Source organism: Thioalkalivibrio sp. ARh3 (assembly GCF_000377265.1).
GTDB lineage: Bacteria > Pseudomonadota > Gammaproteobacteria > Ectothiorhodospirales > Ectothiorhodospiraceae > Thioalkalivibrio > Thioalkalivibrio thiocyanoxidans.
This window is the reverse complement of record NZ_KB897949.1, coordinates 241,414-265,638: the sequence shown is the minus strand read 5'-3', so window position 1 is coordinate 265,638 and position 24,225 is coordinate 241,414. Positions and strand designations below refer to the sequence as shown.

General features: G+C 66.7%; 25 protein-coding genes and 1 riboswitch. Of the genes, 21 read left to right on the top strand and 4 right to left on the bottom strand.

All coding sequences use genetic code 11. From position 1 onward, the window contains the following. Position 1 precedes the first annotated feature (1 nt). Complete coding sequence (locus C995_RS0108180; RefSeq protein WP_369771650.1) at positions 2 to 895, bottom strand: cobalamin-binding protein; 894 nt, start codon at positions 893 to 895, stop codon at positions 2 to 4. A gap of 155 nt (positions 896 to 1,050) precedes the next feature. Beyond that, positions 1,051 to 1,253: riboswitch (cobalamin riboswitch) on the top strand. 95 nt (positions 1,254 to 1,348) lie between these two features. Here C995_RS0108180 and bluB point away from each other — a divergent pair. From bluB to cobS, 8 genes are all read left to right on the top strand, one after another. After that, positions 1,349 to 2,068: a 5,6-dimethylbenzimidazole synthase gene (gene bluB, locus C995_RS0108175; protein WP_018864469.1), complete on the top strand. Its 720-nt coding sequence runs from the start codon at positions 1,349 to 1,351 to the stop codon at positions 2,066 to 2,068. Continuing rightward, on the top strand, positions 2,065 to 2,967 hold the full coding sequence (gene cbiB / locus C995_RS0108170; protein ID WP_018864468.1) for an adenosylcobinamide-phosphate synthase CbiB: 903 nt from the start codon (positions 2,065 to 2,067) through the stop codon (positions 2,965 to 2,967). The genes bluB and cbiB overlap by 4 nt, the downstream gene beginning before the upstream one ends. Before the next feature lie 52 nt (positions 2,968 to 3,019). Next, the gene (cobD, locus tag C995_RS0108165; protein ID WP_018864467.1) at positions 3,020 to 3,979 is read left to right on the top strand and encodes a threonine-phosphate decarboxylase CobD; all 960 of its coding nucleotides are present in this window, start codon (positions 3,020 to 3,022) and stop codon (positions 3,977 to 3,979) included. Then, the gene (locus tag C995_RS0108160; RefSeq protein WP_026279029.1) at positions 3,976 to 5,463 is read left to right on the top strand and encodes a cobyric acid synthase; all 1,488 of its coding nucleotides are present in this window, start codon (positions 3,976 to 3,978) and stop codon (positions 5,461 to 5,463) included. The genes cobD and C995_RS0108160 overlap by 4 nt, the downstream gene beginning before the upstream one ends. Then, on the top strand, positions 5,460 to 5,981 hold the full coding sequence (gene cobU / locus C995_RS0108155; RefSeq protein ID WP_018864465.1) for a bifunctional adenosylcobinamide kinase/adenosylcobinamide-phosphate guanylyltransferase: 522 nt from the start codon (positions 5,460 to 5,462) through the stop codon (positions 5,979 to 5,981). Before C995_RS0108160 ends, cobU begins: the two co-directional genes overlap by 4 nt. 145 nt (positions 5,982 to 6,126) lie before the next feature. Next, positions 6,127 to 7,188 carry a nicotinate-nucleotide--dimethylbenzimidazole phosphoribosyltransferase gene (cobT, locus tag C995_RS0108150; protein ID WP_018864464.1) on the top strand — a complete coding sequence of 354 codons (1,062 nt, stop codon included), beginning with the start codon at positions 6,127 to 6,129 and terminating at the stop codon, positions 7,186 to 7,188. Beyond that, on the top strand, positions 7,185 to 7,757 hold the full coding sequence (locus tag C995_RS0108145) for a histidine phosphatase family protein (RefSeq protein WP_018864463.1): 573 nt from the start codon (positions 7,185 to 7,187) through the stop codon (positions 7,755 to 7,757). The genes cobT and C995_RS0108145 overlap by 4 nt, the downstream gene beginning before the upstream one ends. A 109-nt stretch (positions 7,758 to 7,866) precedes the next feature. Then, the gene (cobS, locus tag C995_RS0108140; RefSeq protein WP_018864462.1) at positions 7,867 to 8,637 is read left to right on the top strand and encodes an adenosylcobinamide-GDP ribazoletransferase; all 771 of its coding nucleotides are present in this window, start codon (positions 7,867 to 7,869) and stop codon (positions 8,635 to 8,637) included. Here the strand turns inward: cobS and C995_RS0108135 are convergent. Further along, entirely contained in the window at positions 8,634 to 8,843 is a 210-nt protein-coding gene (locus tag C995_RS0108135) for a hypothetical protein (RefSeq protein ID WP_018864461.1), read from the bottom strand. The two genes, cobS and C995_RS0108135, sit on opposite strands and share 4 nt — an antisense overlap. 17 nt (positions 8,844 to 8,860) lie before the next feature. Next, positions 8,861 to 9,283 carry a putative toxin-antitoxin system toxin component, PIN family gene (locus tag C995_RS0108130; RefSeq protein WP_026279028.1) on the bottom strand — a complete coding sequence of 141 codons (423 nt, stop codon included), beginning with the start codon at positions 9,281 to 9,283 and terminating at the stop codon, positions 8,861 to 8,863. A gap of 83 nt (positions 9,284 to 9,366) precedes the next feature. Between C995_RS0108130 and C995_RS0108125 the strand changes: the two genes are divergently transcribed. From C995_RS0108125 to C995_RS0108085, 8 genes are all read left to right on the top strand, one after another. Continuing rightward, the gene (locus tag C995_RS0108125; RefSeq protein ID WP_026279027.1) at positions 9,367 to 9,990 is read left to right on the top strand and encodes a YIP1 family protein; all 624 of its coding nucleotides are present in this window, start codon (positions 9,367 to 9,369) and stop codon (positions 9,988 to 9,990) included. A 273-nt stretch (positions 9,991 to 10,263) separates the two neighbouring features. Beyond that, positions 10,264 to 11,835, top strand: coding sequence for a sulfotransferase (locus C995_RS0108115; protein ID WP_156015498.1), 1,572 nt, complete (start codon positions 10,264 to 10,266; stop codon positions 11,833 to 11,835). 333 nt (positions 11,836 to 12,168) lie between these two features. Further along, complete coding sequence (locus C995_RS0108110; protein ID WP_018864456.1) at positions 12,169 to 13,434, top strand: flagellin; 1,266 nt, start codon at positions 12,169 to 12,171, stop codon at positions 13,432 to 13,434. Positions 13,435 to 13,700: 266 nt separating this feature from the next. Next, entirely contained in the window at positions 13,701 to 14,924 is a 1,224-nt protein-coding gene (locus C995_RS0108105) for a flagellin (protein ID WP_018864455.1), read from the top strand. Positions 14,925 to 14,994: 70 nt separating this feature from the next. Next, positions 14,995 to 15,450 carry a flagellar protein FlaG gene (locus C995_RS0108100; RefSeq protein WP_231362422.1) on the top strand — a complete coding sequence of 152 codons (456 nt, stop codon included), beginning with the start codon at positions 14,995 to 14,997 and terminating at the stop codon, positions 15,448 to 15,450. Positions 15,451 to 15,618: 168 nt separating this feature from the next. Then, on the top strand, positions 15,619 to 16,950 hold the full coding sequence (gene fliD / locus C995_RS0108095; protein WP_018864453.1) for a flagellar filament capping protein FliD: 1,332 nt from the start codon (positions 15,619 to 15,621) through the stop codon (positions 16,948 to 16,950). Between the two features lie 33 nt (positions 16,951 to 16,983). Beyond that, the gene (gene fliS, locus C995_RS0108090; RefSeq protein ID WP_018864452.1) at positions 16,984 to 17,406 is read left to right on the top strand and encodes a flagellar export chaperone FliS; all 423 of its coding nucleotides are present in this window, start codon (positions 16,984 to 16,986) and stop codon (positions 17,404 to 17,406) included. Positions 17,407 to 17,416: 10 nt separating this feature from the next. After that, the gene (locus C995_RS0108085) at positions 17,417 to 17,755 is read left to right on the top strand and encodes a flagellar protein FliT (RefSeq protein ID WP_018864451.1); all 339 of its coding nucleotides are present in this window, start codon (positions 17,417 to 17,419) and stop codon (positions 17,753 to 17,755) included. A 13-nt stretch (positions 17,756 to 17,768) separates the two neighbouring features. Here C995_RS0108085 and C995_RS0108080 read toward each other — a convergent pair whose 3' ends face one another. Next, the gene (locus C995_RS0108080; RefSeq protein WP_018864450.1) at positions 17,769 to 20,003 is read right to left on the bottom strand and encodes a bifunctional (p)ppGpp synthetase/guanosine-3',5'-bis(diphosphate) 3'-pyrophosphohydrolase; all 2,235 of its coding nucleotides are present in this window, start codon (positions 20,001 to 20,003) and stop codon (positions 17,769 to 17,771) included. A gap of 118 nt (positions 20,004 to 20,121) precedes the next feature. Here C995_RS0108080 and C995_RS0108075 point away from each other — a divergent pair, with 118 nt between their 5' ends. The 5 genes from C995_RS0108075 to pyrC all read left to right on the top strand — a co-directional run bounded on the left by C995_RS0108075 (position 20,122) and on the right by pyrC (position 24,221). Then, a complete protein-coding gene (locus C995_RS0108075) occupies positions 20,122 to 20,979 on the top strand; it encodes an alpha/beta hydrolase (protein ID WP_018864449.1) in 858 nt (285 codons plus the stop codon). Between the two features lie 164 nt (positions 20,980 to 21,143). Beyond that, positions 21,144 to 22,037 carry a hypothetical protein gene (locus C995_RS0108070; RefSeq protein ID WP_026279024.1) on the top strand — a complete coding sequence of 298 codons (894 nt, stop codon included), beginning with the start codon at positions 21,144 to 21,146 and terminating at the stop codon, positions 22,035 to 22,037. Between the two features lie 72 nt (positions 22,038 to 22,109). Beyond that, the gene (locus C995_RS0108065) at positions 22,110 to 22,856 is read left to right on the top strand and encodes a class I SAM-dependent methyltransferase (protein WP_018864447.1); all 747 of its coding nucleotides are present in this window, start codon (positions 22,110 to 22,112) and stop codon (positions 22,854 to 22,856) included. A 5-nt stretch (positions 22,857 to 22,861) separates the two neighbouring features. After that, positions 22,862 to 23,131, top strand: coding sequence for a DUF167 domain-containing protein (locus tag C995_RS0108060; RefSeq protein ID WP_018864446.1), 270 nt, complete (start codon positions 22,862 to 22,864; stop codon positions 23,129 to 23,131). A 52-nt stretch (positions 23,132 to 23,183) separates the two neighbouring features. Then, positions 23,184 to 24,221 carry a dihydroorotase gene (gene pyrC / locus C995_RS0108055; RefSeq protein ID WP_018864445.1) on the top strand — a complete coding sequence of 346 codons (1,038 nt, stop codon included), beginning with the start codon at positions 23,184 to 23,186 and terminating at the stop codon, positions 24,219 to 24,221. The last annotated feature ends 4 nt before the right edge of the window (positions 24,222 to 24,225 follow it).

Genomic DNA, 24,225 nt, shown 5'->3' with positions numbered 1-24,225 from the left:
GTCAGTCGTCCCGGCGTGAACGGGCCCGTTCCAGCTCTTCGCACATCAGCCGGGTCCCTTCGGCAATCCGCGGGGTGTGACGCTGGAGCAGCGACGGCGGGATGAAGAACAGGTTGTCGCGCTGCACCGCGGTCATGTCCTCCCATTGTTCCCAGGCAATCACCCAGTCCGGCCGGTCTTCGCCCATGCCGCCGCCGATGATCACCTCCGGGTCGGCCTCGATCACGGCCTCGCGGTCCATGCGCGGAACCAGACGGTCCAGGTGGCCGAACACATTCTTGCCCCCGCACAGGCGGATGGCCTCGCCGATCAGGTGATCGTCGTTGACCGTCATCAGGGGCTGTTCCCACACCTGGTAAAACAGCGGGACCGGGTCGCGGTCGGCATAGTCGAGCCGCAGCGTCTCGATTTCGTCGAGAAAGGCCTGGATCGCCGCTTCGCCGCGTTCGTCGGTACCCGCGAGCTGGGCCATGCGACGCATGCTGGAGGCGACGCCCTCGAAGCTGCGTGGTTCCGAGACATAGACGTTCAGCCCCAGGTCGCGCAGGCGCTCGATCTGCGAGCTGGAATTGCCGCTGCGCCAGGCGACCACCAGGTCCGGGTCCATTTCGACCACGCGTTCCAGGTCGATGCGGCTGTAGCCACCGACCCGCGGGATCTCCTCCGCGTCCGGCGGGAAGTCGCTGTGCTGTGTGACACCCACCAGCTTGTCTCCGGCACCGACGGCGAACAGGACTTCCGTGATGTGCGGGGCCAGGCTGACGATGCGTTCAGCGGGCCGGTCGAGCGTGACCTCGCGATCGTCATCGTCGGTCACTGTGATCGTTTCGGCCAGTGCCGGCGCCGCGGACAGGAGCATCGCGACAAGAACTATCAGCTGGCTTTTAGAGACCATTAAAAGCATTGAGTATCCGATGGTTGTCGATTGTTCGTAATGTAAAAAGTACGGTGATTCCGGTTCGGGACGCGGCCAGCGAAAGCGTCTCATCATAGCAGCAAGGCCAAGATGGTTTGGTGCCCAAATTGGTCGGGGGCGCCCTGAGCGCGTATCATGCTCCGCTTTCGTCAGGTGCCTGCAGTTGGCAGGTGAAACGGGAAGCCGGTGCAAGTCCGGCGCTGCCCCCGCAACGGTAAGCGAGCGGTAAATCGCTCGGCAGACTGGCCACTGGGTCCTGGGCCCGGGAAGGCGTCCGCCGATCGGCATTGTCCGACGCTCGCGAGCCCGGAGACCGGCCTGGCGGTGATTCATCCTGCGACCGTGCGGCGGGCAGCGGTCGAGGGCGCAGGCGTGCTTGCTTGATGCCTGTTCCTTCGTGTCTTCGCCGTGCCGTCGCCTCGACGGAAGCTCATGACGGCCCCAGACCCCAACCAGTCAGAAGAGAATCCCAACGCGTTCGCCTCGGCGGAGCGCGCGGCGGTCTATCGCGTGATCGGCGAGCGCCGGGACATGCGGCATTTCCGCCCGGACCCGGTGGACGCCGATACCCTGCGGCGCCTGCTGGAGGCCGCGCACCAGGCGCCCAGCGTGGGCTACATGCAGCCCTGGCGCTTTCTGCGGGTAACAGACGCGCGGCTGCGCGAATCGCTGCATGGCCATGTAGCGGCGGAACAGGCGCGCACGGCCGAGGCCTGCGGCGAGCGCGCGGCCGAGGTGCACCGGCTGAAACTGGAAGGCATCCGCGATGCCGGGGAGCTGCTGGTAGTCGCGCTGACCGACGGGCGCGAGCGCTACGTGCTGGGCCGGCGCACGATCCCGGAGATGGACCTGTGCTCGGCCGCCTGTGCGATCCAGAACCTGTGGCTGGCGGCGCGGGCCGAGGGCCTGGGCATGGGCTGGGTATCCCTGTTCGACCCGGACTGGCTGGCCGGGGAGCTGGGGATGCCGGAAGGGGCCTGGCCGATCGCGATTCTGTGCCTGGGTCATGTGGATGCGTTCTACGAGCGGCCGATGCTGGAAACCGAGGGCTGGGATCAGCGACGGCCGCTGGATGAACTGGTGTTCGAGAATCGCTGGGAACAACGGGATTCGAGTGCGGATGTGCCGCGCGCGGCTCGACGCCGCGCATGACCACCTTTGCACTGCTGGTCGCCGCGCTGGTGCTGGATCGGCTGCTGGGGGATCCGCGGCGTGGCCATCCGCTGGCCGGCTTCGGGACGCTGGCGGCCCAGGCGGAGTGGTTCGGCCATGCGGACTCGGTCTGGCGTGGCGGCTTCTGGGTGCTGGCGCTGGTCGTGCCCTTCGGACTCGCGGCCTGGTGGCTTAGCCGTCTTCCGGCTGGCTGGCTGGTCGAGCTGGCCGTGCTGTGGCTGGCGCTCGGCGGGCGCGGGCTGGAGGAGCACGCCCGTCGCGTGGCCGATGCCCTGCAGGCCGGGGACTTGCCCGGCGCCCGGGAGGCCGTTGGCATGCTGGTCAGCCGTGACACTTCGGAGCTGGACGCGTCGGGTGTTCGTGCGGCCACGGCGGAGTCGGTACTGGAGAATGGCAACGACGCGGTGTTCGCGACGGTATTCTGGTTCCTGGTCGCGGGTGCGGCGGGTGTCGTGGTCTACCGGCTGGTGAACACGCTGGATGCGATGTGGGGCTACCGCACGCCGCGCCATGCGCGCTTCGGGCGGGTCGCGGCGCGGCTGGACGATATCCTGAACTGGGTCCCGGCGCGCCTGACCAGCCTGGCCTATGCGCTGGCCGGGCAGACACGCACGGCGCTGCGCTGCTGGCGCGACCAGGGCAGACGCTGGAAGAGCCCGAACGCGGGGCCGGTGATGGCCGCCGGGGCCGGGGCGCTGGGGGTGACACTGGGCGGCCCGGCACGCTATGCCGGGGGTATCGAGGACCGGCCGGTTCTCGGTGCTGGCGCCGCCCCGGGTCCGGGCACCATCGACGCCGCGCTGCGGCTGGTGGATCGCGCGCTGGCGATTTGGCTAGTGGCCATCGCAACAGGAGTACTGATGCTTGTATTCGTCTAACGCCACAACCGAATCCGCGAGCGGGCCGCTGGAGCAGGTCCACGGGGGCGGTGTGCGTGCGGCGGCGGCGCATTACGGGATCCCCGCGGCGCATTGGCTGGACCTGTCCACGGGGATCAACCCGCACGGTTATCCCGTTGGATCGGTGCCCGCCGAGGTCTGGCAGCGCCTGCCGGAGGACGATGACGGGCTGGAGGCCGCGGCCCGGGCGTACTACGGCGCCGAATCGCTGCTGCCGGTCGCCGGTTCCCAGGCGGCGATCCAGGCGCTACCGCGGCTGCGCGGGAAGCGTGCGCGTGTCGGGGTGCTGGAGCCGAGCTACAACGAGCACGCCCGTGCCTGGCGGGCGGCCGGACACGAAGTGGTCGCGCTGAGCGAAGACGAGCTCGCCGGGGCAGCGGCCACGCTGGACGTACTGGTGCTGGTCAATCCGAACAACCCCACCGCCGCGTATCTCGACCCCGAGACGCTGCTCGACTGGCACCACACGCTCGCTGCGCGCGGCGGCTGGCTGGTGGTCGACGAGGCCTTTATGGACACCACGCCCGAGCAGAGCCTGGCCGGCTATACGCCGCGCGAGGGGCTGTTCGTGCTGCGCTCGCTGGGCAAGTTCTTTGGCCTGGCCGGGGCGCGGGTCGGCTTCGTGCTGGCCCGGGACGGCTGGCTGCGGCGTATCGCCGAGCTGCTGGGGCCGTGGAGCGTGCCGGGTCCCGCGCGGTGGGTGGCGCAGCAGGCGCTGGATGACCGGGCGTGGCAGACACAGACGCGCTGGCGGCTGCAGGAGGCCGGGCGCCGGCTCGAGACACTGCTGCGGGACGCCGGCTTGCCGCCGGCGGGGGGGACGGCGCTCTTCCAGTGGTGCAGGACCGAACGCGCGCAGGTGATCCAGGATGCGCTGGCGCGTCAGGGCATCCTCGTGCGTCGTTTCGACCGTCCCGCCAGCCTGCGCTTCGGCCTGCCGGGGAGCGACGCCGAGTGGCAGCGGCTGGAAGCGGGGCTACAACGGGCATGACCGGTACAACGCTCATGGTGCAGGGCACCACCTCGGATGCCGGCAAGAGCGTGCTGGTGGCCGGGCTGGCGCGGGTGTTGCACCGCCGCGGGCTGTCGGTGGTGCCGTTCAAGCCGCAGAACATGGCGCTGAACAGCGCGGTCACGTTGGACGGCGGCGAGATCGGGCGCGCCCAGGCCCTGCAGGCCGCCGCCTGCGGCCTGGAGCCGCATACCGACATGAATCCGGTGCTGCTCAAGCCCAGCTCCGATCAGGGGGCGCAGGTGATCATCCACGGCCGCCCGGCGGCCGAGCTGGATGCCCGTGCCTACCACGACTACAAGCCCGTCGCCCGCGAGGCCGTGCTGGCCTCGCATCGACGGCTGACTGCGCAGTATGCGCATGTACTGGTGGAAGGCGCGGGCTCGCCGGCGGAGATCAACCTGCGGGCAGGCGACATCGCCAACATGGGCTTTGCCGAGGCGGTGGACTGCCCGGTGATCCTGGTCGCGGATATCGACCGCGGCGGCGTGTTTGCGCATCTTGTGGGCACGCTGGCGCTGCTGAGCGAGACCGAACGCGCGCGGGTGCAGGGCTTCGTGATCAACCGCTTTCGCGGCGATATTTCGCTCCTGCAGCCGGGGCTGGACTGGCTGGAGCAGGAGACCGGCAAGCCGGTGCTGGGCGTGATCCCGTACCTGCACGGGCTGTACCTGGATGCCGAGGATGCCCTGCCGCGCGAGGCGGTGCCGGAGAAGCGTGCGGATGCCCTTAAGGTCGTCGTGCCGGCCCTGCCGCGCATCTCCAACCATACCGATTTCGATCCGCTGCGCCTGCACCCGGGTGTGGATCTTCGCTTCGCCGGCCCGGGCGAGTCGCTGCAGCCGGCGGACCTGGTCATCCTGCCGGGCTCCAAGTCCGTGCGCGACGACCTCGCCTGGCTGCGCGAGCAGGGCTGGGAAGGCGAGCTGCAGCGCCATGTGCGTTATGGCGGCAAGGTCCTCGGGGTCTGCGGCGGCTTCCAGATGCTGGGCCGCGCCGTACACGACCCCGACGGCGTCGAGGGGCGGGCCGGCTCCACGCCGGGGCTCGGCTGGCTGGACATCGAGACGCGCCTCGCACCCGAAAAGCACCTGGAGCGGGTTCACGGGGCTCGTATGCTGGGGCAGGAGGCCCGGGTGGAGGGCTACGAGATCCATGCGGGTGTGACGACCGGCCCCGGACTGGAGCGGCCGCTGCTGGAGCTACAGCATGGCCCGGACGGTGCGCGCAGCGAGGACGACGCAGTCGCGGGGAGCTATGTTCACGGGGTGTTCGACTCAAGTGCCGCGGCCGAGCTGCTGCTGCGCTGGGCCGGTATGAGCACGGGGACGGAGCACGGCGAAGACCTGACGACCGCACGCGAGCGTGGCCTGGAACGTCTGGCCGATACCCTGGAGGCGCATCTGGACCTGGAGCGCATCCTCGCGCTGCTGCGGGCAGGGAACACGGAGCCTGTGACATGAAGACGCTGGTGCTCGGCGGCGTGCGTTCCGGCAAGAGTCGGCTGGCGGAGCAGCTGGCCGATGCCAGCGGCCTGCACGTGACCTATGTCGCTACCGCGCGTGCCGACGACGCCGAGATGGCACGCCGCATCGAACGCCACCGCGCCGACCGGCCCGGTGACTGGGACCTGATCGAGGCCGATACCGGCCTGGCCGCTGCGCTGGAAGAGGCCGCAAGGCCAGATGAATGCCTGCTGGTGGATTGCCTGACGCTGTGGCTGACCCAGCTCCTGTGCACCGAGGACGAGGCCCTGATCGAACGCGAGCGGGAGGCCCTGATCGCCACCGTGCCGCGCCTGCCGGGCACCCTGGTGTTCGTCTCCAACGAGACGGGCATGGGCATTACCCCGATGGACGCGCTGTCCCGCCGCTTCGCCGACGAGGCGGGCTGGCTGCACCAGCGCCTGGCCCCGGCGATGGACCGCGTCGTCCTGACCGTTGCCGGCCTCCCGCATGTGCTTAAGGGTGACTCTCTGTGACCCGGGCGTGCCTTGCCGCGGCCAGGATGACGGGGATTCGCGGGCAAGCCCGCTCCCACAGGGCTGCCGCACATGCCCTTCTGGGGGAGGATTTGCTTGTGGGAGCGGGCTTGCCCGCGAAGCCTGATCGAAATAAGGAGAGCTCGTGACCGAAGACTGTGACTGGCTGCAGGTGCCGCCGGCCCCCCTGAGCGCCGAGGCGCGCCAGGCTGCGGCCGAGCGGCAGGCCCAGCTGACCAAGCCGCCGGGCTCGCTCGGGCGGCTGGAGGCGATCGCCGAGCGTCTGGCCGCCATGCAGGGCGTGGGTCAGCCCACGCTGGAGCGCGTCCATGTCGCGGTGTTCGCGGGCGATCACGGTGTGGTGGCCGAGGGCATTTCGCGTTTCCCGCAGGCCGTGACCGCGCAGATGGTCGCGAACTTCGCGAACGGCGGCGCCGCGATCTCGGTGCTGGCGCGGCACCTGGGCGCGTCCATCGAGGTGATCAACCTCGGTACCGTGGCCCAGCCTCCGGCCGTCAGCGGCGTGCAGCAACTGAACCTGGGCCCCGGCACCGCAAACCTGGCCCGCGAACCCGCGATGACGCCGGCGCAGCTGGAACGCGCGCTGAACGCCGGCCGCCAGTGTGCCGAGCGCGCGCGGCGGAGTGGCACACAACTGTTCATCGGCGGCGAGATGGGCATCGGCAACACGACGGCGGCCGCCGCACTCGCCTGTTCGATGCTGGGTCTGCCGCCGGTGGACCTGGCCGGGCCGGGCACGGGTCTGGATGCGAATGGCGTGCGCCACAAGGCCGAGGTGATCGAGCAGGCCCTGCGCACCCACGCCGCGGTGCGCGGCGAGGCACTTGGCAGCCTGCGTTGTCTTGGGGGGTTCGAGATCGCGGGGCTGGCCGGCGCCTATATCGCCGCGGCGCAGATCGGGCTGCCGGTGCTGGTGGATGGTTTCATCAGCACCTCGGCGGCGCTGGTGGCCGAGCGACTTTGTCCGGGTACGGCGGACTGGTTCTTCTATGCCCACAGCTCGGCGGAGCCGGGCCACCAGCGACTGCTGGGAGCACTGGCGGCCGAGCCGTTGCTCGATCTCGGCATGCGCCTGGGCGAGGGCAGCGGGGCGGCCACGGCCGTGCCCCTGCTGCGCCTGGCCTGCGAGCTGCACGCCGGCATGGCGACCTTCGCCGAGGCCGGCGTCTCGGGTGATACCCCATGACCGCTGCAGCCCGGATCGGCCTGTTGCGCCACGGCGAGACGATTGGCACCGGCTTTCGCGGGCGCGGCTGCGATGATCCGCTGACCCCGGAAGGCGAGCAGGCGATGGGTGCGGCCTTCGAGTCCTCCGGCGAGTGGGATCGTGTCGTGTGCTCGCCACTGCAGCGCTGCCGACTTCCGGCCGAAGGCTTCGCCCGCGCGGCCGGGCTCCCCGTGCAGTGCGATCCCCGCCTGCAGGAGCTACATTTTGGTGAGTGGGAGGGGCAAACGGCCGAGGCGCTCATGCGGACGGATGCCGATGCGCTGGGGCGATTCTGGGAAGACCCGTTCGGCCACCCGCCGCCCAACGGCGAGGACCTCGGCAGCTTCCGTGACCGCGTCCTGGCCGCCTGGGAACAGAGCGTGGTCGCGGCGGGCGATCGTGTACTCGTGGTGACGCACGGCGGCGTCATCCGCCTGCTGCGCGCCCACCTGGAGGGCTGGCCGTTGGAGAAACTATTGTCGATCGAGGTGCCCTTGGCGTCGCTGCACATTGTCACGCCGGGCCGGCGTGAAGGGGTCCCCTCGTGATCGCTCAGGAGACCTGTAGGAGGCCAGCCCTCTGGCCGATTGGAAATATGCCAACGCCCCATCGGCCAGGGGGCTGGCCTCCTACAGCAAGAATGGACGGAGGGGTGCAATGAACTCGGTATTAGCCCCCTTCTGGCTGGCACTGCAGTTCCTGACGCGGCTGCCGACGCCGGCACAGGAGCCGCAGCCCGAGGATCTCGGCCGTTCGGTCCTGGCCTATCCGCTGGTGGGATTGATCCTGGGTCTGGTTCTGGTGCTGGCGGGGATCGGGCTTGCCGCGATCCCCGGGGCGCCGGTGTTGCTGGTCGCGGCGCTGGTGCTGACGTTCTGGGTCGCGCTGACCGGCGCGCTGCACCTGGACGGGCTGGCGGACACGGTGGATGCCTGGGTCGGCGGTCAGCGACATCCGGAGCGGGCCCAGGCCATCATGAAGGACCCGGCCTGCGGGCCGATGGCGGTCGCGGCACTGGTCCTGATCCTGTTGCTGAAAGGTACGGCGCTGGTGGCGGTGGTCGAGACCGGTGCCTGGACCGCGCTGCTGCTCGCGGTGCTTCTGGGACGCGTGGTGCCGCCGGTGCTGTTTCTGACCATCCCCTACGTGAACCCCGTCGGATTGGGCGCGGACATGGCCAGGCACCTCCCGCGCCGCGCCGCCATCGGCGTTGTCGGCGGCTCGGCCGCGGTGGTGCTGGTGCTGGGCCTGCTCTCTGGCCTTTGGGGGGTGATACCGGCCCTGGTCGCCGCCGGGCTGACGCTGTGGGTTGCAACGCGCGTACTGAGACACTGGCTGGGAGGCTTCACCGGCGATACGGCCGGGGCCACGCTGGAGCTGGTGGAGACCCTGACCCTCGTGATTCTGGTGCTGACCCTTAGCCACTAATGTGGCGAGGGTCCTCCCATCGCCTTGTCCAGCAGCGCCAGCCCTTCCTGTTCCCGGCCTTGTCCGCGCAGGGCCCGAGCCCGGAAACGGGTTTCCGCGTCGTGTTCGGCAATCATCAGTGTGGCCATCTCGTCCACAAGGCGGTTCACGCTAGTGCCGCGTTCGCGTGCCAGCGCCTTCAGTCGCTCGTACTTTTCGTCAGGCAAACGTACGGTTAAAGCTGTCATTTGTGGATTACCTCCAGCAGTTCGGCGGGTTCGAGGATACGAATCTCCGGAAACTGCAGCTCCATCTGGACAAAATCGCGTTGGTTGCGCGTCACAATCATGTGGCAACCGGCTGCTACCGCGAGTTCAATCAGGTGGTTGTCGCCTTCGTCACGGAGGTTAGGTCGCCATCCAAAGTAGATTCGTGACCATAGGCACCGGGCCGCGAAAATATCCAGCAACCGTTCCCGCTCCGCGATATCCAGCAGGCTCCCTTCAAAAAGCTCCGAACGACCCAACACATCCTCGTATTCCCGGAACAAGGCGGTGCCCATAACGGGCGTCACGTGCCCTTCGATACATGCACGTATGGTTTGGTTCGCAGGGCCGATGCCCATGCAGGCGCCGACGAAGACGTTGGTATCGAACACCACCTTCATGAGCATATGGTAGCAAAACTGACACCATCAGGCAGGTGCCCGTTTGTCACGGAACGGTCATGTTTTTGCCACATACTCCAGGCATGACCCTGAGTGTTCGATTGAAGCCAATGCGCTTGACACTGCGCACTCTCATGAACCCGCGGTGCGCCGTGCGCGATGCGCAGGCGATCGAGCCACCGCCCTGGTGGCAGACCTTTCTGCGCCTGGCGTTCCCGGTGCTGGTGGTCAGCGTGATCGTCAGCCAGTGGCTGTACCAGATCATCCCGACCGGGCTGCCACCGGAGGCGATGCCGGGCGCATGGGGCTTCGGCGTCTACAGCGTGCTGGCGATGAGCATCGGCGTGCTGGGCCTGGCCTGGTCGGCGCACTATCTGACCGAACTGTTCCAGGGCTACTCCCATCCGGACCGGGCGATGCTGGCGGTGACCATCGGGCTGCTGCCCGCCTGGGTGGGCAAGGTCGCCGCCGCCTTTCCCTGGCCCTGGGGCAACACCATCGGGCTTTTGCTGATCCTCTACAGCCTGTGGCTGCTGTACTGGTCGCTGCGCGGCGTCCTCGGACTGCGCCGCGGCAACCGCATTGGCCTGTTCGTGGCTACCGTCTTCTGCGGCGCCTTCATCGCCCTCATCTTCGGCTGGCTGCTGATGGACCTGATCCCCGGCGCCACGCCCGACACCCGCATCGGCACCACCTGGCTGATCTAGAGGGGAAACCTCGCGAGGTGGCGTCGGGCAGGCAGGCGTTCTGACATGGTCCTGCGCGTTCAGGCGACCGTGCAGGCGATACGGGCTGTCGCCATAGACCCGATGGACTTGCAGATCACTACGTGTTTTTCTGCCCGCCGACTGCCCGAGGGGGTTCGCGCGGGCGCTGGTGGGGCCGGTGGGTTGGCAGTGAGTCCCGCGACGCGCGCACTCAAGTGACCCCTGTGCCGGGCGATAACCGATGCAAAGATGCGCAAGAGGAGCAGGATGGCCATGAAAGTTGGCAAGAAAGCCAGGAAAGCCACAAAAGGCGGTAAAGGCAGGAACGGCAAAGGTCAGCAGCCCCCTGCGGCGGGGTTACTGAAAAAGGCGACGAAGGCACTGGACGACGGCGACCATGACGAGGTCGAAGCACTTTGCGGCGAGGCGCTCAAACTAGAGTCGAACAGCCCCGAGGCGCTCCGTCTGCTGGTGCGGAGTACCGTCGATCAGGCCCGCTACAGCACGGCCACGCTGTATGCCTCCAAGCTGGTCCAGATGTACCCGGAGGATCCCGCCAGTTACAACCGGCTGGCCGGCATCCTGCTCATGCGCGGCCGGGTCCAGGCGGCCGGGGCAGCCTTGCGCGAGGCGCTGCGTCTCGACCCCAACATGCGTCTGGCCCTCGATAACTATGCGCGAGTATTGCAGGCCGATGGGCGATGGGATGAGGCGGCCGAGATTCTGGAGTCGCTGGTTGGCTCGGACCCCTCCAGACCCAACATCTGGTACTCGTATGCGCACTCCCGGCACTTCCCGGCTGGCTCGCCCGCGCGAGCAAAGCTTGAAAAGGTCATCAGGAACGGAAAGTTCGACTTGCGCGACCAGGGACAACTGCATTTCGCCCTCGCGAAGTTCCATCAGGATGCCGGGGATATCGATCAGGCGTTCGCGGCCTTCGAAAAAGGCAATGAATTGCGGGCCAGGGTGATCCACAAGCAGGTCGAGGGGGTACGCAATGGGGGACTTCTTCGCCTGGTTGCCGCCAGCGAGAAGATATTTTCCGCCGAATGGAAGAACGGCCTCGATGGCCCGGAGGTATCACCCCGTCCGCTGACGCTCGTCCTGGGGCCGCCCCGTTCCGGGAAATCGCTACTGGAAGGGGCGCTCTCGGAGCATTCTCGGATCTGCAATTACGGCGAACTGGGCGCATTGCAGGAGCTATTGGCCGAGCTCCCCAAGGATGTGCGCCAGCGATATCCGCTGTGGCTGCGGCGTATTGGCGGCGACGAACTGGGCAGACTCAGGGCCCGCATGGATGCGATCTGGGGCGACCCGAGAGACGACAGCATCCGAGCCTACCTCCTGACCAATCCCAGCAATGTCCTGCACGTGGGGACGTTGATGGCCCTGAACCCCGATACCCGTGTCATTTTCTGCGAACGGGACGCGGTGGACACCGCCATGGCGATTTACATGCGCTGTTTTGCCCGCGCGCTACCGTATGCATGGGCCCTGGATACGATTGCCGAATACATCCTGGTCTATCACCGGTTAGTGGACCATTGGGAGAATCTCTTCCCTGACCGTGTGCAACGCGTGCGGTATGGAGATTTTCTGGAGGCGCCGGATACCCATACGCGCAGGGTCCTTTCTGACCACGGTCTCGCCTGGGAAGACCCGTGTGCAGATGCATACGGCGAGACCGTGGATCCCGGACAGGTTGGCGTGGCCGGCAGTGGCAGGCGTCGTTCGCGCGTCAATCCGGCTTTTGCCCGGATCGGGGAGGAATACGCGGACTACCGGCCCGCGTTCGAGCGGGCCCTGGAGCAGGCCCGGTCGCGGGTGTTCGCGGGGGATCCGTAACCCCCTGGAAAAGACCCTGGATGTCCGACGGTTGCTGAACCCGTTGCTCGGGGGCGCGAGAGTCCGGACGGCGCGGCCAGGGATCGATTCGTGCTGGCAGGAACGGCCAGGGCAGGCGGTGTTCCCGCGGTGCGAGGGCCGCCGGCGGGTCGGGTCACGACCCGGTTGCGTCCTATGCGCGCCCGCCGTGTCCGCAAGGTGACAAAACTTTTTTGCTTTTTGGGGTTAAAGGTTGCCGGGGGCTGGTCGTTAGCGGGGGCGAGAGGCGATCTCGAACACAGCATTACCGCTCGAGCGGCAATGACTGCCAGCAAGCAGAGGAAGGAGAACGACATGTCCCAGGTGATCAATACGAACGTGATGTCGCTGAATGCGCAGCGCAATCTGAACGACTCGCAGGGTGCGCTTTCGCAGTCGCTGGAGCGCCTGTCGTCGGGCCTTCGCATCAACAGCGCGAAGGACGATGCGGCGGGTCTGGCGATTTCGGAGCGATTCACGACTCAAATCAATGGCCTCGACCAGGCCGTGCGCAACTCGAACGACGGTATCTCGCTGGCACAGACCGCCGAGGGGGCGCTGGATACGGTCAGCGACTCCCTGCAGCGGGCGCGCGAGCTGGCGGTACAGGCCGCCAACGATTCCAACTCGGCCTCCGACCGTCAGGCGCTGAACGACGAGGTCCAGCAGCTGATGGACGAGGTCGGGCGGATCGCCAACAACACCGAGTTCAACGGGCAGAACATCCTGGACGGGTCGGCCGAGGACCTGTTCTTCCAGGTGGGCGCGAATCAGGGCCAGATGACGTCGGTCGAGAACGTCGATGCCCGTACCACTCAACTGGGTTCGCAGGAAGTGGTGGGTGCGGGCATGTTCTCCGCCGAGGACCTGGAAGATTTTGATTTCGATGGCATGAGCGACATCGCAATAACGGTTCAGGATGACGAAGGCGCAGCACTGGCCGAAGTGACCGTCCAGTTCGGGTCAGACTCCGGGCAATATGACGTCAATTCCCTTGAGGATGTCGTCCGCGCGATCAATACCGAGATCGCGTCGGGCCCTGATGATAGTGAAGGGGGCACTGCGCCCGAGGCAGAAGAGATTGCAGCGCTCCAGGACGCGGGCCTGCAGGCTTCTGTCCGTGTGGACGATGAAGGCAATCAGGGGATCGCCATTACCGGTGACTTCAATAGCTCCTTCAGTGTGGATCAGGATGGATCTGTGGAAGGCGACGACCCGACCGCGTTCTTTGACGACAACGGCGGCAATGGGCAGTCCTCGGGTCCGATCGATCTCACCGATATCAGCGTGACCAGCCGGGATAACGCGACGCAGGCGATCGGTGCGCTGGATGGTGCGCTGAATCAGGTCAGCTCGCTGCGTTCCGAGCTGGGGGCGGTGCAGACCCGTTTCGAGAGCACCATCTCCAACCTGGAGATCGGCTCGGAGAACCTGTCGGATGCGCGTTCGCGCATCATGGATGCGGACTTTGCCTCGGAGACCGCGGACCTGACCCGGGCGCAGGTGCTGCAGCAGGCGGGCACCTCGGTGCTCTCGCAGGCCAATGCGGTGCCGCAGAACGTGCTGGGGCTGCTGCAGTAACGGGCGCGCACCTGCGGTCGTGACAGGGTGGCAGTAGCCTGCCGCCCCGTTGCCAGGCCCGCCCCGGAGTGTCCGGGGCGGGCCTTTTTGTGTGCGGGCGATGGCGGCGCGGGCTGGCGAATTCCAAGGCATTTGTCGAGGAGCGAAAAAATTTGCGCGCCGGGCTCAAGTCTGATGGGGCCCGGCCGTTACCGAGGGCAGGAGCGGAACACTATCCGCGCGGTTGGCCCCCGTTACGGGGCTGCATGGAACGAGGAGAAAGAACCATGTCTCAGGTCATCAATACCAACGTGATGTCGCTGAATGCCCAGCGCAATCTGAACAACTCCCAGAGCGCGCTGGCCCAGAGTCTGGAGCGCCTGTCGTCGGGGCTGCGCATCAACAGCGCGAAGGACGATGCGGCGGGGCTTGCGATCTCGGAGCGCTTTACCACTCAGATCAACGGTCTGAATCAGGCGGTGCGCAACTCGAATGATGGCATCTCGCTGGCGCAGACCGCGGAGGGTGCGCTCAACACCGTCAGCGACTCGCTGCAGCGGGCGCGCGAGCTGGCGGTGCAGGCCGCCAACGATTCCAACTCGGCCTCCGACCGTCAGGCGCTGAACGACGAGGTCCAGCAGCTGATGGACGAGGTCGGCCGGATCGCCAACAACACGGAGTTCAATGGCCAGAACATCCTGGACGGCTCGGCCGCGGACCTGTTCTTCCAGGTGGGGGCCAACCAGGGGCAGATGGTCTCGGTGAGCAATGTCGACGCGCGGACCACGCAGCTGGGGGCGCAAGAAGTTGCCGGGGATAATGCCGTGAAGGCCTCGGATGTCGAAGGGTTTGCTGGGCACATCCAGATCGAGATCGACAGCGTGGCGATCTCGACGTTTGCGTCGGATATCGACGGCATCGACGCGGCCGGAATCGACATCAGCGGGGCGGAGACCTTCGACGATGTGGTCCGGACCATCAATGCCGCCATCAGTCAGGTTGCGCGCCTCGACGACGACAATGCCGACAAGTTCCGCGATGCGGGTCTGGACGCCTCGATCCGCGTGAACGACCAGGGCGAAACGACGGTGTCGATTACTGCCGCGTTCGATACCGACGGGTTTGAGGTCTCCGGCGGTACGGTTACCGACGGTGACGGAAACCCAACCATGTTCGATTCCGCGGTTAAGGAGCACATCAGCCTCACCGACATCAGTGTGACCAGTCGCGAAAACGCGACCAAGGCGATCGGTGCGCTGGATGGCGCGCTGGCTCAGGTCAGCTCGCTGCGCTCCGAGCTGGGGGCGGTGCAGACCCGCTTCGAGAGCACCATCTCCAACCTGGAGATCGGGGCGGAGAACCTGTCGGATGCGCGCTCGCGCATCATGGACGCGGACTTTGCCGCGGAGACGGCGGATCTGACCCGGGCGCAGGTGCTGCAGCAGGCCGGCATCTCGGTGCTTTCCCAGGCGAACGCGGTCCCGCAGAACGTGCTGGGGCTGCTGCAGTAGACTGTTCTTGACGGCATGAGGCGCGCCCCGGGGCCTGTATTGGCACCGGGGTGGCCAGGGAGGCCCTTCCATGACTGACATGATCAACAACCATCTGTCCGGGTCGGCGAGTGTGCCGAAGCCGTCGCGATCCGGGGGATCCGCGGGAGAAGGCGCTGCATCCGGCATGGTGGATACGCGCGGCCGCGGCATGCCCGTGGAACGGCAAGAGAATGCCGCGCCCGTCGGCACCCCTTCCGGATCGGGACAGGACGCTTCCGGGTCAACCGGTCGCGAGGGTACCGCTCCGGTGGCGGCGGAGGACCTGGAGCCGGTGGTCGAGTCGATCAACGCCTATCTGCAGAACAGCCAGCGCTCGCTGGAGTTCAGTGTGGATGATTCCACGGGCCGCACCGTCATTACGGTGATGGACGCCGACCGTGAAGAGGTCATCCGCCAGATCCCGCCGGAGCAGATGCTGGCGCTTGCGGAGCATTTCGAGGACGAGCGGGATCTTGGCGGTACGGGATTTGTCGACAAGGCCTGAGGGTGTAGATTAAGCGGCACTGATCTTGCTTGCGTTCGAGGGGGCAAGGGTGCCGGATAGCGAAGCCGGCGCGATCGCGTGGTGCGGTCGCTCAAGTCAGCGGGCATCCGGCCGTTACTGGATTAGCAACAGCGTAAGTCCCGCAACGCGGGCAAGAAGGCGGCAGCTATGGCGATCAGTTCTCTTGGCGTAGGCTCGGGTCTGGATCTCAACCAGATCGTGGGTGATCTCGTGAATGCGCAACGCGCGCCGCGGGAAGAGCGCCTGAACCAGCGCGAGGAGCGTATCGAGGCCGAGATCTCGGCTTACGGTTCCCTGAGCAGCAGCATCGACGGTATCGGGTCGGCGCTGTCCGACCTGGCGTCCTTCGAGCCTGAGCAGTCGGCTTCCCTGAGCAACGAGGACGTCGCCTCGGTGGTCATTACCGGGGATGCGCCGAATGGCGAATTCAACCTGGATGTCCAGCAGCTGGCCCGCGCGCAGACGGTGGCGTCGGATTCGGGGCTGTTCGAGGCCACTGACGAGCCGGTCGGTGCCGGTACCTTCAGCTTCTCGGTGGGGGATGGCGAGACGGTGACGCTGGATGTGGAAGAGGGCGACACCCTGAACGACCTGCGTAACGCTATCAACGATGCGGACGCCGGGGTACGCGCCTCCATCGTGAACGACGGGAACGGTCCGCGGCTCACCATGACTTCGGAGCGGACCGGCGAGGCCAACACCATCAACGTCGAGGTGGACGGTGAGGCGGAGGGCCTGGGCCGACTGGCCAACCTTGGCGAGCCTGAAACCGAGACGGTGGCCGGCCGGGATGCGGAAGTGGTGATCGACGGTATGACCATCACCAGCGCCTCCAATACGCTGGAAGACACCATCGAGGGTATTGCGATCGATCTGGAAGGGGTCGGGCAGACCTCGGTCTCGATCAGCGAGGATCGCGACGACCTGCGGAGTGGGCTGGAGGCGTTTGTCGAGGCCTACAACACCATGGTGTCCGAGACCAATGAGCTGACCGCCTACAACGCCGACGAGGACAAGGCTTCGGTCCTGACCGGCGACAGTACGGTGCGTTCGGCCCGTAGCCGCATCACCAATGCGCTGATGGACCGTTCCCAGGTCGAGGGCATCAACAATCAGACCTTCGCGGATCTGGGCATTCTCACCAATCGCGATGGCACGCTGGATTTCAATACCCAGCGCTTTAACGAGGTGATGGAGCGTGAAGGCTTCGAGGACGTGTCGGCAGCGGTGCGGGATATCGCAGGCGGCATGGAAGAGACGCTGGGTGGGATCACGGGGCCGGGAGGCCTGATCCAGACCCGTCAGGATGGGCTTCAGAACGAACAGGATCGCGTCGATCGGGAGCGCGAACGGCTGGATGATCGGATCGAACGCCTGGAAAGCCGGCTGGTCCGCCAGTTTTCCAGCATGGACACCTCGGTCGCGCAGATGCAGCAGACCGGTGATTTCCTGCAGCAAAGGCTTAGCAGCATGAGCTGATGATTCTCCGAGGGGAGAGCAACGGAGGCGAGCGTGTACGGCATGAACATGAGAAAGAATGTGGACTCCTATCGCCAGGCAGGCATGCTGTCGGAGGTACAGGTGGCAGACCCGCACCGCCTGGTGCAGATGCTGTTCGAAGGGGCGCTCGAGCGCATTGCGGTCGCCAAGGGTGCGATGAAGAACGGGAACATCGCCTACAAGGGCGAGCGGATTGGCAAGGCGATCGACATCATCGACTCCTTGCGCTCCATGCTGGACGAGAAGCACAACCCGGAACTGGCCGAGCGCCTGGCCGCACTGTATTCCTACATGATGCGACGGCTGACCGAGGCGAATCTGCATAACGATCCGGAGCGCCTGGACGAGGTGGCCAAGCTCCTGCGCGAGATCAAGGCCGGCTGGGACGAGATTCCGAGGGAATACCGCAATCCCGCTCAGAACCGCGCCAGTTAGGCTGCGCGGGATGGACGGTTCACCCGCTGCTGCGCCCGCGCTGGAAGAGGAGCTGGAGGGGATTCTTCAGCAGCTTCGCACCGCGGTGAACGAGGAGGCATGGGAGGAGCTCCCCGAGCTGGATCGGCGTGCGCGGCGTCTGATCGAGCAGGCCTTTGGGTCCGATCCGCGCCTGGCGGATGCGTCCGGGGCCCGCTTGCGCGCGGTGCTGGAGGCGCTGTCTGCGTTCTACAGCGAGGCCGTGCCGGACCTGGAGCAGCGGCGCCGGGCCACGCTGGAGGAGATCAAGGCTCTCCAGGCCGGGCGCAAGGGCGTGAGTGCCTATCAGGCGGCAAGGCGCAGCGGTTAGGGACGGGAGGCCTTTAACCCTTTCCGCTACCTGCGTGGGGCGCCTGATCCCGGACCGTGTTCTGGAGGCGGCGCACCCCGTACACGTTATCCAGCGAATGAAGTCGATCGAACAGGGTGCTCAGCTCGCCCAGATCTGTGACTTCCGCCTCCAGCTCCATGCGCACGCTGCGATCCTCCGGATCGGTCCGGGTGTTGACCCGTAGCAGGTTGATCCCGCACTGCGCGAATACGCCCCCCACCTCGGCGAACAGGCCCGAGCGGTCCTGTGCTTCCAGCTCCAGGGAGACGATCTCGACTTCGGGTTCGTCGCCCCACTGCACCGGGATCAGGCGTGCCCGCTTCTCCTCCGGCATGCGCAGGATGTTGACGCAGTCGCTGCGGTGGACGGAGACGCCCGCCCCGCGGGTGATGAACCCAACGATCGGGTCGCCCGGTTGCGGGTTGCAGCAGCGCGCGCGGGAGGTCAGCAGGCCGCCGACGCCGCGGATGCGGATCTCGTCGTCCTGGATGCGTTCTTCCCGGCGCGGTTCGGTGGGTCGGGATGGAGCCGCCTCTTCGGCCCGGGCCTTTTCCGCCCGACGCTTTTCGCGCAACTGCTGGGAGATACGCCCCGCGATCTGGGCCGTGGTGATGTCACCGGCGCCCAGCGCGATCAGCAGCTCGTCGAAGGTCTGGAACTTCATGGCCTCGGCGAGGGCGGTGCGGTCCAGATTGGGGCCGCAGCCGAGGCGCTGGCATTCGCGGTCGAGCAGGTGCTTGCCGGTGGCCAGGTGTTCGTCCTGGTGCTGCTGGCGGAACCAGGTGCGCACCTTGGAGCGGGCGCGAGCGGTGTTCAGATAGCCGAGATTGGGGTTGAGCCAGTCGCGGCTGGGGGCGCCCTCGCGGGTGGTCAGCACCTCGACGCGTTCGCCGGACTTCAGCTTGTAGGTGAGCGGGACGATGTGCCCGTCCACCTTGGCACCCCGGCAGCGGTGGCCCACCTCGGTGTGCACGGCGTAGGCGAAGTCCAGCGGAGTGGCGCCCTGGTTCAGGTCGATCACCTCGCCCTGGGGCGTGAGCACGAACACGCGCTGGTGCAGCGGCTCGCTCTGGATCTCGTCGAGCAGGTTCTGGTCGTTGTTGTCCGCGGCCTCCAGCAGTTGCCGCAGGCTGCTGATCGCACGGTTGAGCGCCTGGTCCTCGCGTCCGCCTTCCTTGTAGCGCCAGTGTGCGGCGACCCCCAGTTCGGCGAAGTCGTCCATCTCGCGGGTGCGGATCTGCACCTCCACGACCTTGCCTTCCGGCCCGACCACGGCGGTGTGCAGGGACTGGTAGCCGTTGTCCTTGGGGTTGGCGATGTAGTCGTCGAACTCGCTGGGCAGGTGGCGCCAGTCGTTGTGCACGATGCCCAGCACGGTATAGCAGGTGGCGAGTTCGTCGACGATCACGCGGGTGGCGCGCAGGTCGTAGAGCTCGTCCAGCGAGGTCTGCTTGCGCTGCAGCTTTTTCCAGATGCTGTAGATGTGCTTGGGCCGACCGAACACGCGCGCATCGATGCCGTCGGCGGCGAGGCGCTCGCGGAGGCTCCGAGCGAAGTGTTCGACGTAGGCCTCGCGCTCGGTCCGGTTCTCCTCCAGGCCCTTGGCAATCTCCCGGTACGTCTGGGGTTCGAGGATGCGCAGGGACAGGTCCTCCATCTCCCACTTCAGTTGTCCCACACCCAGTCGGTTCGCCAGTGGCGCGATGACGTCGAGCGTCTCTTGCGCGAGCACGCGGGCGCTGTCGTCCGGTTCCTTGGCGGCCAGGCGCAGGTGCTGCACGCGGTAGCCGAGCTTGATCAGCACCGCGCGCACGTCATCGACCATCGCCATCAGCATGCGCCGCAGGCGCTCGGCCTGTTCCGGGCGCCCCACAGGGGCCTCGAAGCGACGGCTGACCAGTTCGGCGACGTTGGCGGTCAAGCGCGCGATGGAACTACCGAAGCGTTCCTGGAGCTCGCGTGCGTTGATCTGCCGAGCCAGAAAGGCGCTGACCAGGAGGGCGGCGGTGATGGTCTGCCGGTCCACATTGAGGTGGCGCAGGGTCTCGGCGACATCCAGGGGGTGCGCCTCGAGACCGGACTCATCCACCGAGGCGATGGCCAGGTCCAGCGCATCGGTCAGTTTGCGGGTCGATGCCGCATCGCCGTTGGGCTCGGCGAAATGCGCGACCAGCTGGTCGCGGTCCAGCCCCTGCAGGTCGGTGGTGGTGAGCAGTGAGTGACGCATGATGGCTGCGTATTGTACGCCAGGCTTTGGCGGGGCAAAGCGCAGGCGCGAGGGCAAGTTGTGTGACCGGTGTCCGGTTTGGCTTGCCAATGCCCGCGTGCCCGGTCACGATCGGGGCATGATGAACCTCTTGAAGTTGGTGCTGATCCTGCTGGTCGGATATGCCCTGGTGGTGGGTCTGATCTACTTGACGCAGGATCGGTTGATTTACATGCCGAGCAGCAATGTGGTCGGCAATCCGGCGAATGTTGGTCTGGACTACGAGGATGTAGCGCTGGACACCGAGGATGGCGTCCGGCTGCATGGATGGTACCTCCCGGGCCCCGAAGACGATGCACCGGTGTTGCTCTTCTTGCATGGCAACGCGGGGAATATCGGCCACCGCCTGGAGTCGCTGGAGCAGTTCCATCACCTGGGGCTGGCGGTACTGATCATCGACTACCGGGGCTACGGCAAGAGCCAGGGGCGCCCCGACGAGGAGGGGACTCATCAGGACGCCCGCGCGGCCTGGCACTGGCTGCGCGATCACCTGGAATACGAGCCGGACGAGATCGTGCTGTTCGGGCGATCGCTGGGGGCAGCCGTGGCGGCGCGCCTGGCGGAAGCGAAGAATCCCGCGGCGGTGATCCTGGAGGCGGCCTTTACCTCGGCGGCCGATCTCGGCGCGGAGGTGTACCCGTGGCTGCCCGTGCGGGCGCTGATCCGGCATGAATACGATGTGCTGGGCCGGGTCGGGGCGATCGAGGCGCCGCTGCTGTTCAGCCATGCGCGCGAGGACGAGATCGTGCCGTTTGCGCATGCCGAGCGTCTGCTGGAAGCGAGTGGCGAGGGGGCGCGGTTGATGGCGCTGGAAGGCGGCCATAACGACGCCTACCGCGCGACCGGCGAGCGGTACATGGAAGGTCTGCGCGAATTCCTGGAGGACGCCGGGCTGGAGCTGCGCCCGTCGGAGCGCCCGGAAGGGGACGAGGAGTAGGCGTGGTGCTAGAATCCTCGGCTTTTGTGCCCGTCTCCAACGGCATGGACGCGTGAATGCCTCAGCTTGAACTGGGCCCGCCAGGGCTCGCCATCAGTCGGCAGGAAGGCCCGGGTGCCTCGCCGGTGCTCGCGCTGCGCTTCGGTGGTGTCACCGGTGCCACCTTGCGCCCCGACGGGATCGATATCGCTCTGGGGCTCGAGCCGATGGAGATCCCGGAGGGGGCCGAGGTGGCCCCCGAGCTGTGGTATGCGGCGGGCGCGGTACGCACCGAGCAGGTGGACGAGCTGATGCTGGCGCAGGCCGGCGATCGGCTGGTCGGCTGCTGGTATCGTCCGCATGGCGCCGACGAGGACCCCGAGGCCATTACCGAGGAGGCTTATCGCGCCATTCTCGAGGCCTGCCGGGACCGGGGGTTCGGGCATCTTGTGCGCGCCTGGAACTACTTCCCCGCGATCAACCAGTCAGTTGACGGGCAAGAGCGCTATCGAAGTTTCTGCGCCGGGCGCGCTCGGGTGTTCGAGGCCCTGCCGGACTTCGAACGCGACCTGCCGGCGGCGACAGCCATCGGCACGCACGTCGACGGCATGCTGATCTACTTCATCGCGACGCGCGAGACCACGCTGCGCATCGAGAACCCGCGCCAGGTCAGCGCGTTTCGCTATCCGCGACAATACGGCCCGCGCAGTCCGTCGTTTGCGAGGGCGCGGATGAGCCAGGACGAGGGCGGGGCCGCGGAGCTGTTCATCTCCGGGACCGCCAGCATCGTGGGCCACGAGAGTCGGCATCCCGGCGACCTCGAGGCACAGATCGACGAGAGTCTGCGCAACATCGGGGTGTTGCTGGAGGCCGCCTCCGAGGAGGGTTCCGTGGCCCTGCGTGACCCGGGCGATCTCTCCATGCTGAAGGTCTATCTGCGCCATCGCGCCGACGGCGCGCGCGCGTGGGGCCACTTGCGGCAATGCCTGGGCGAGGACGTCGATATTCTGATGCTGCACGGCGATATCTGCCGAAGTGAGTTGCTGGTGGAGATCGAGGGGCTGTACCGCCAGGGGTAATTCGCAGGACCCGCCTCGCGCGGGCAGGGAAGAACAACAGGCGCGCGGCGCGCGCATTTGGGGGGTATATCGATGAGTGAGCCGGGCTACGAGCCGCATCCGGTACTGAAGGACTATTACGGCGACGAGTCGGAGAAACGGGCGTTTGTTGATGACCTGTTCGATCGTACCGCGCCGCATTACGATCGCATCCTGCGCTGGGGGTTTCTCGGTACCGGGCAGGCCTATCGCCGCTACGCACTGAAGCAATCAGGTCTGCAACCGGGCATGGATATCCTCGACGTGGCCACGGGGACGGGTCCGGTGGCGCGCGAGGTGCGCAAGGTGGTCGGGGACGAGAACATCACCTGCGTTGACCCGAGCCGCGGCATGATTGATGTGGCCCGACGGTCGATCAAGGCGCGCTTCATCGAGGGCCTGGGCGAGCAGCTGCCGCTGCCGGACAAGCAGTTCGACCGCGTGTACATGGGCTACGGCCTGCGCCACGTGCGCGACCTGCACGAGCTGTTCGGCGAGTACTTTCGAGTGCTCAAGCCGGGTGGGCGCTGCATGATTCTGGAGGTTTCGCGGCCGAGCACGGAGCGCCAGTTCAAGATGGCTCGATTCTACTTTCGGGACTTCATCCCCTTTCTCAGTCGCATGCTGACGCGTGATCCGGACGGGCATCTTCTGATGCGCTATTTCTGGGATACCATCAATGAGTGTGTCCCGCCGGAAAGGATTATGGGCGTGCTGGAGGACGTGGGCTTTATGGATGTCCAGCGCGAGGTGCAGCTGGGTGTGTTCAGCGCCTACCTGGCGACGCGCCCGGAGGATTAAGGCGGGTGGCGCGTCTGCGGGTCAAGGTTGCCCCGGGCAGCAAGCGCAACTCGATCGGCCCGTGGATGGGCGACACCCTCAAGCTGCAGGTCCAGGCCCCGCCCGAGAAGGGGCGAGCCAACCAGGCCGTTTGCGCCTTGCTGGCGAAGCAGCTGGGCTGTACCGCCCGGGACGTACGCGTGGTGGCGGGCGCCGCCGCGCGCGACAAGACCGTGGCGATCGAGGGTTACAGCGAGGCGGAACTGCGCCGCGCGTTACCATCCCATTCACCGTAACAAGCGCCCTCGCCGGTGGTTGGCAGCGGCGCCTCGAGACGAGTCCGACCCGATGAATCGACTGACGATTACCCGACCCGACGACTGGCACCTGCACCTGCGCGACGGCGATGTGCTCGCCAGTGTGCTGCCGGATACTGCCCGGCGGTTCCGCCGCGCGATCATCATGCCGAACCTCAAGCCGCCGGTGACGACGGTGGAGGCGGCTGCCGAGTATCGCGAGCGCATCCTCGCGGCCTTGCCCGAAGGGGCGGATTTCGAGCCGCTGATGACGCTTTATCTGACCGAGGCGACCACGCCCGGAATGATTGAGGCCGCCAAGGCCAGCGGGTTTATCCACGGTGTGAAGCTGTATCCGGCCGGGGCGACGACCAATGCGGCCAGTGGCGTGACCGACATCCAGCGTTGCTACCCGGTGTTCGAGGCGATGCAGCGGGTGGATCTGCCGCTGCTGGTGCATGGCGAGGTGACCGACCCGGAGGTGGACATCTTCGACCGCGAGGCCGCGTTCATCGACCGCCATCTGCAGCCGCTCACCCGCGAATTTCCGGAGCTGCGAGTGGTCCTGGAACACACCACGACCGAGGCCGGTGTGGCATTCGTGGAGTCGGGGCCGGCTAACATCGCGGCGACCATCACGCCACAGCACATGCTGTACAACCGCAATGCCCTGTTCGCCGGAGGGATCCGCCCGCACTACTACTGCCTGCCAATCCTGAAGCGCGAGCGCCATCGTCAGGCGCTGTTGCGCGCGGCTACCAGCGGGAATCCTCGTTTTTTCCTGGGTACGGATAGCGCCCCGCACCCTCGGCATGCGAAGGAATCGGCCTGCGGCTGCGCCGGTATCTACTCGGCGCATGCCGCGATCGAGTTCTATGCCGAGGCGTTCGCCTCGGTGGATGCGCTCGACCGGCTGGAGGGGTTTGCCAGTTTCCACGGACCGGATTTCTACGGGCTGCCCCGCAACACCGACACGATCACGCTGGAGCGGGTGGACTGGACCGTTCCGGAGGCTGTGCTGTTCGGCCATGACCCTGGCGTGCCGCTGCGTGCGGGCGAGTCGGTCGCCTGGCAGCTGGCACGGCACTGATTGC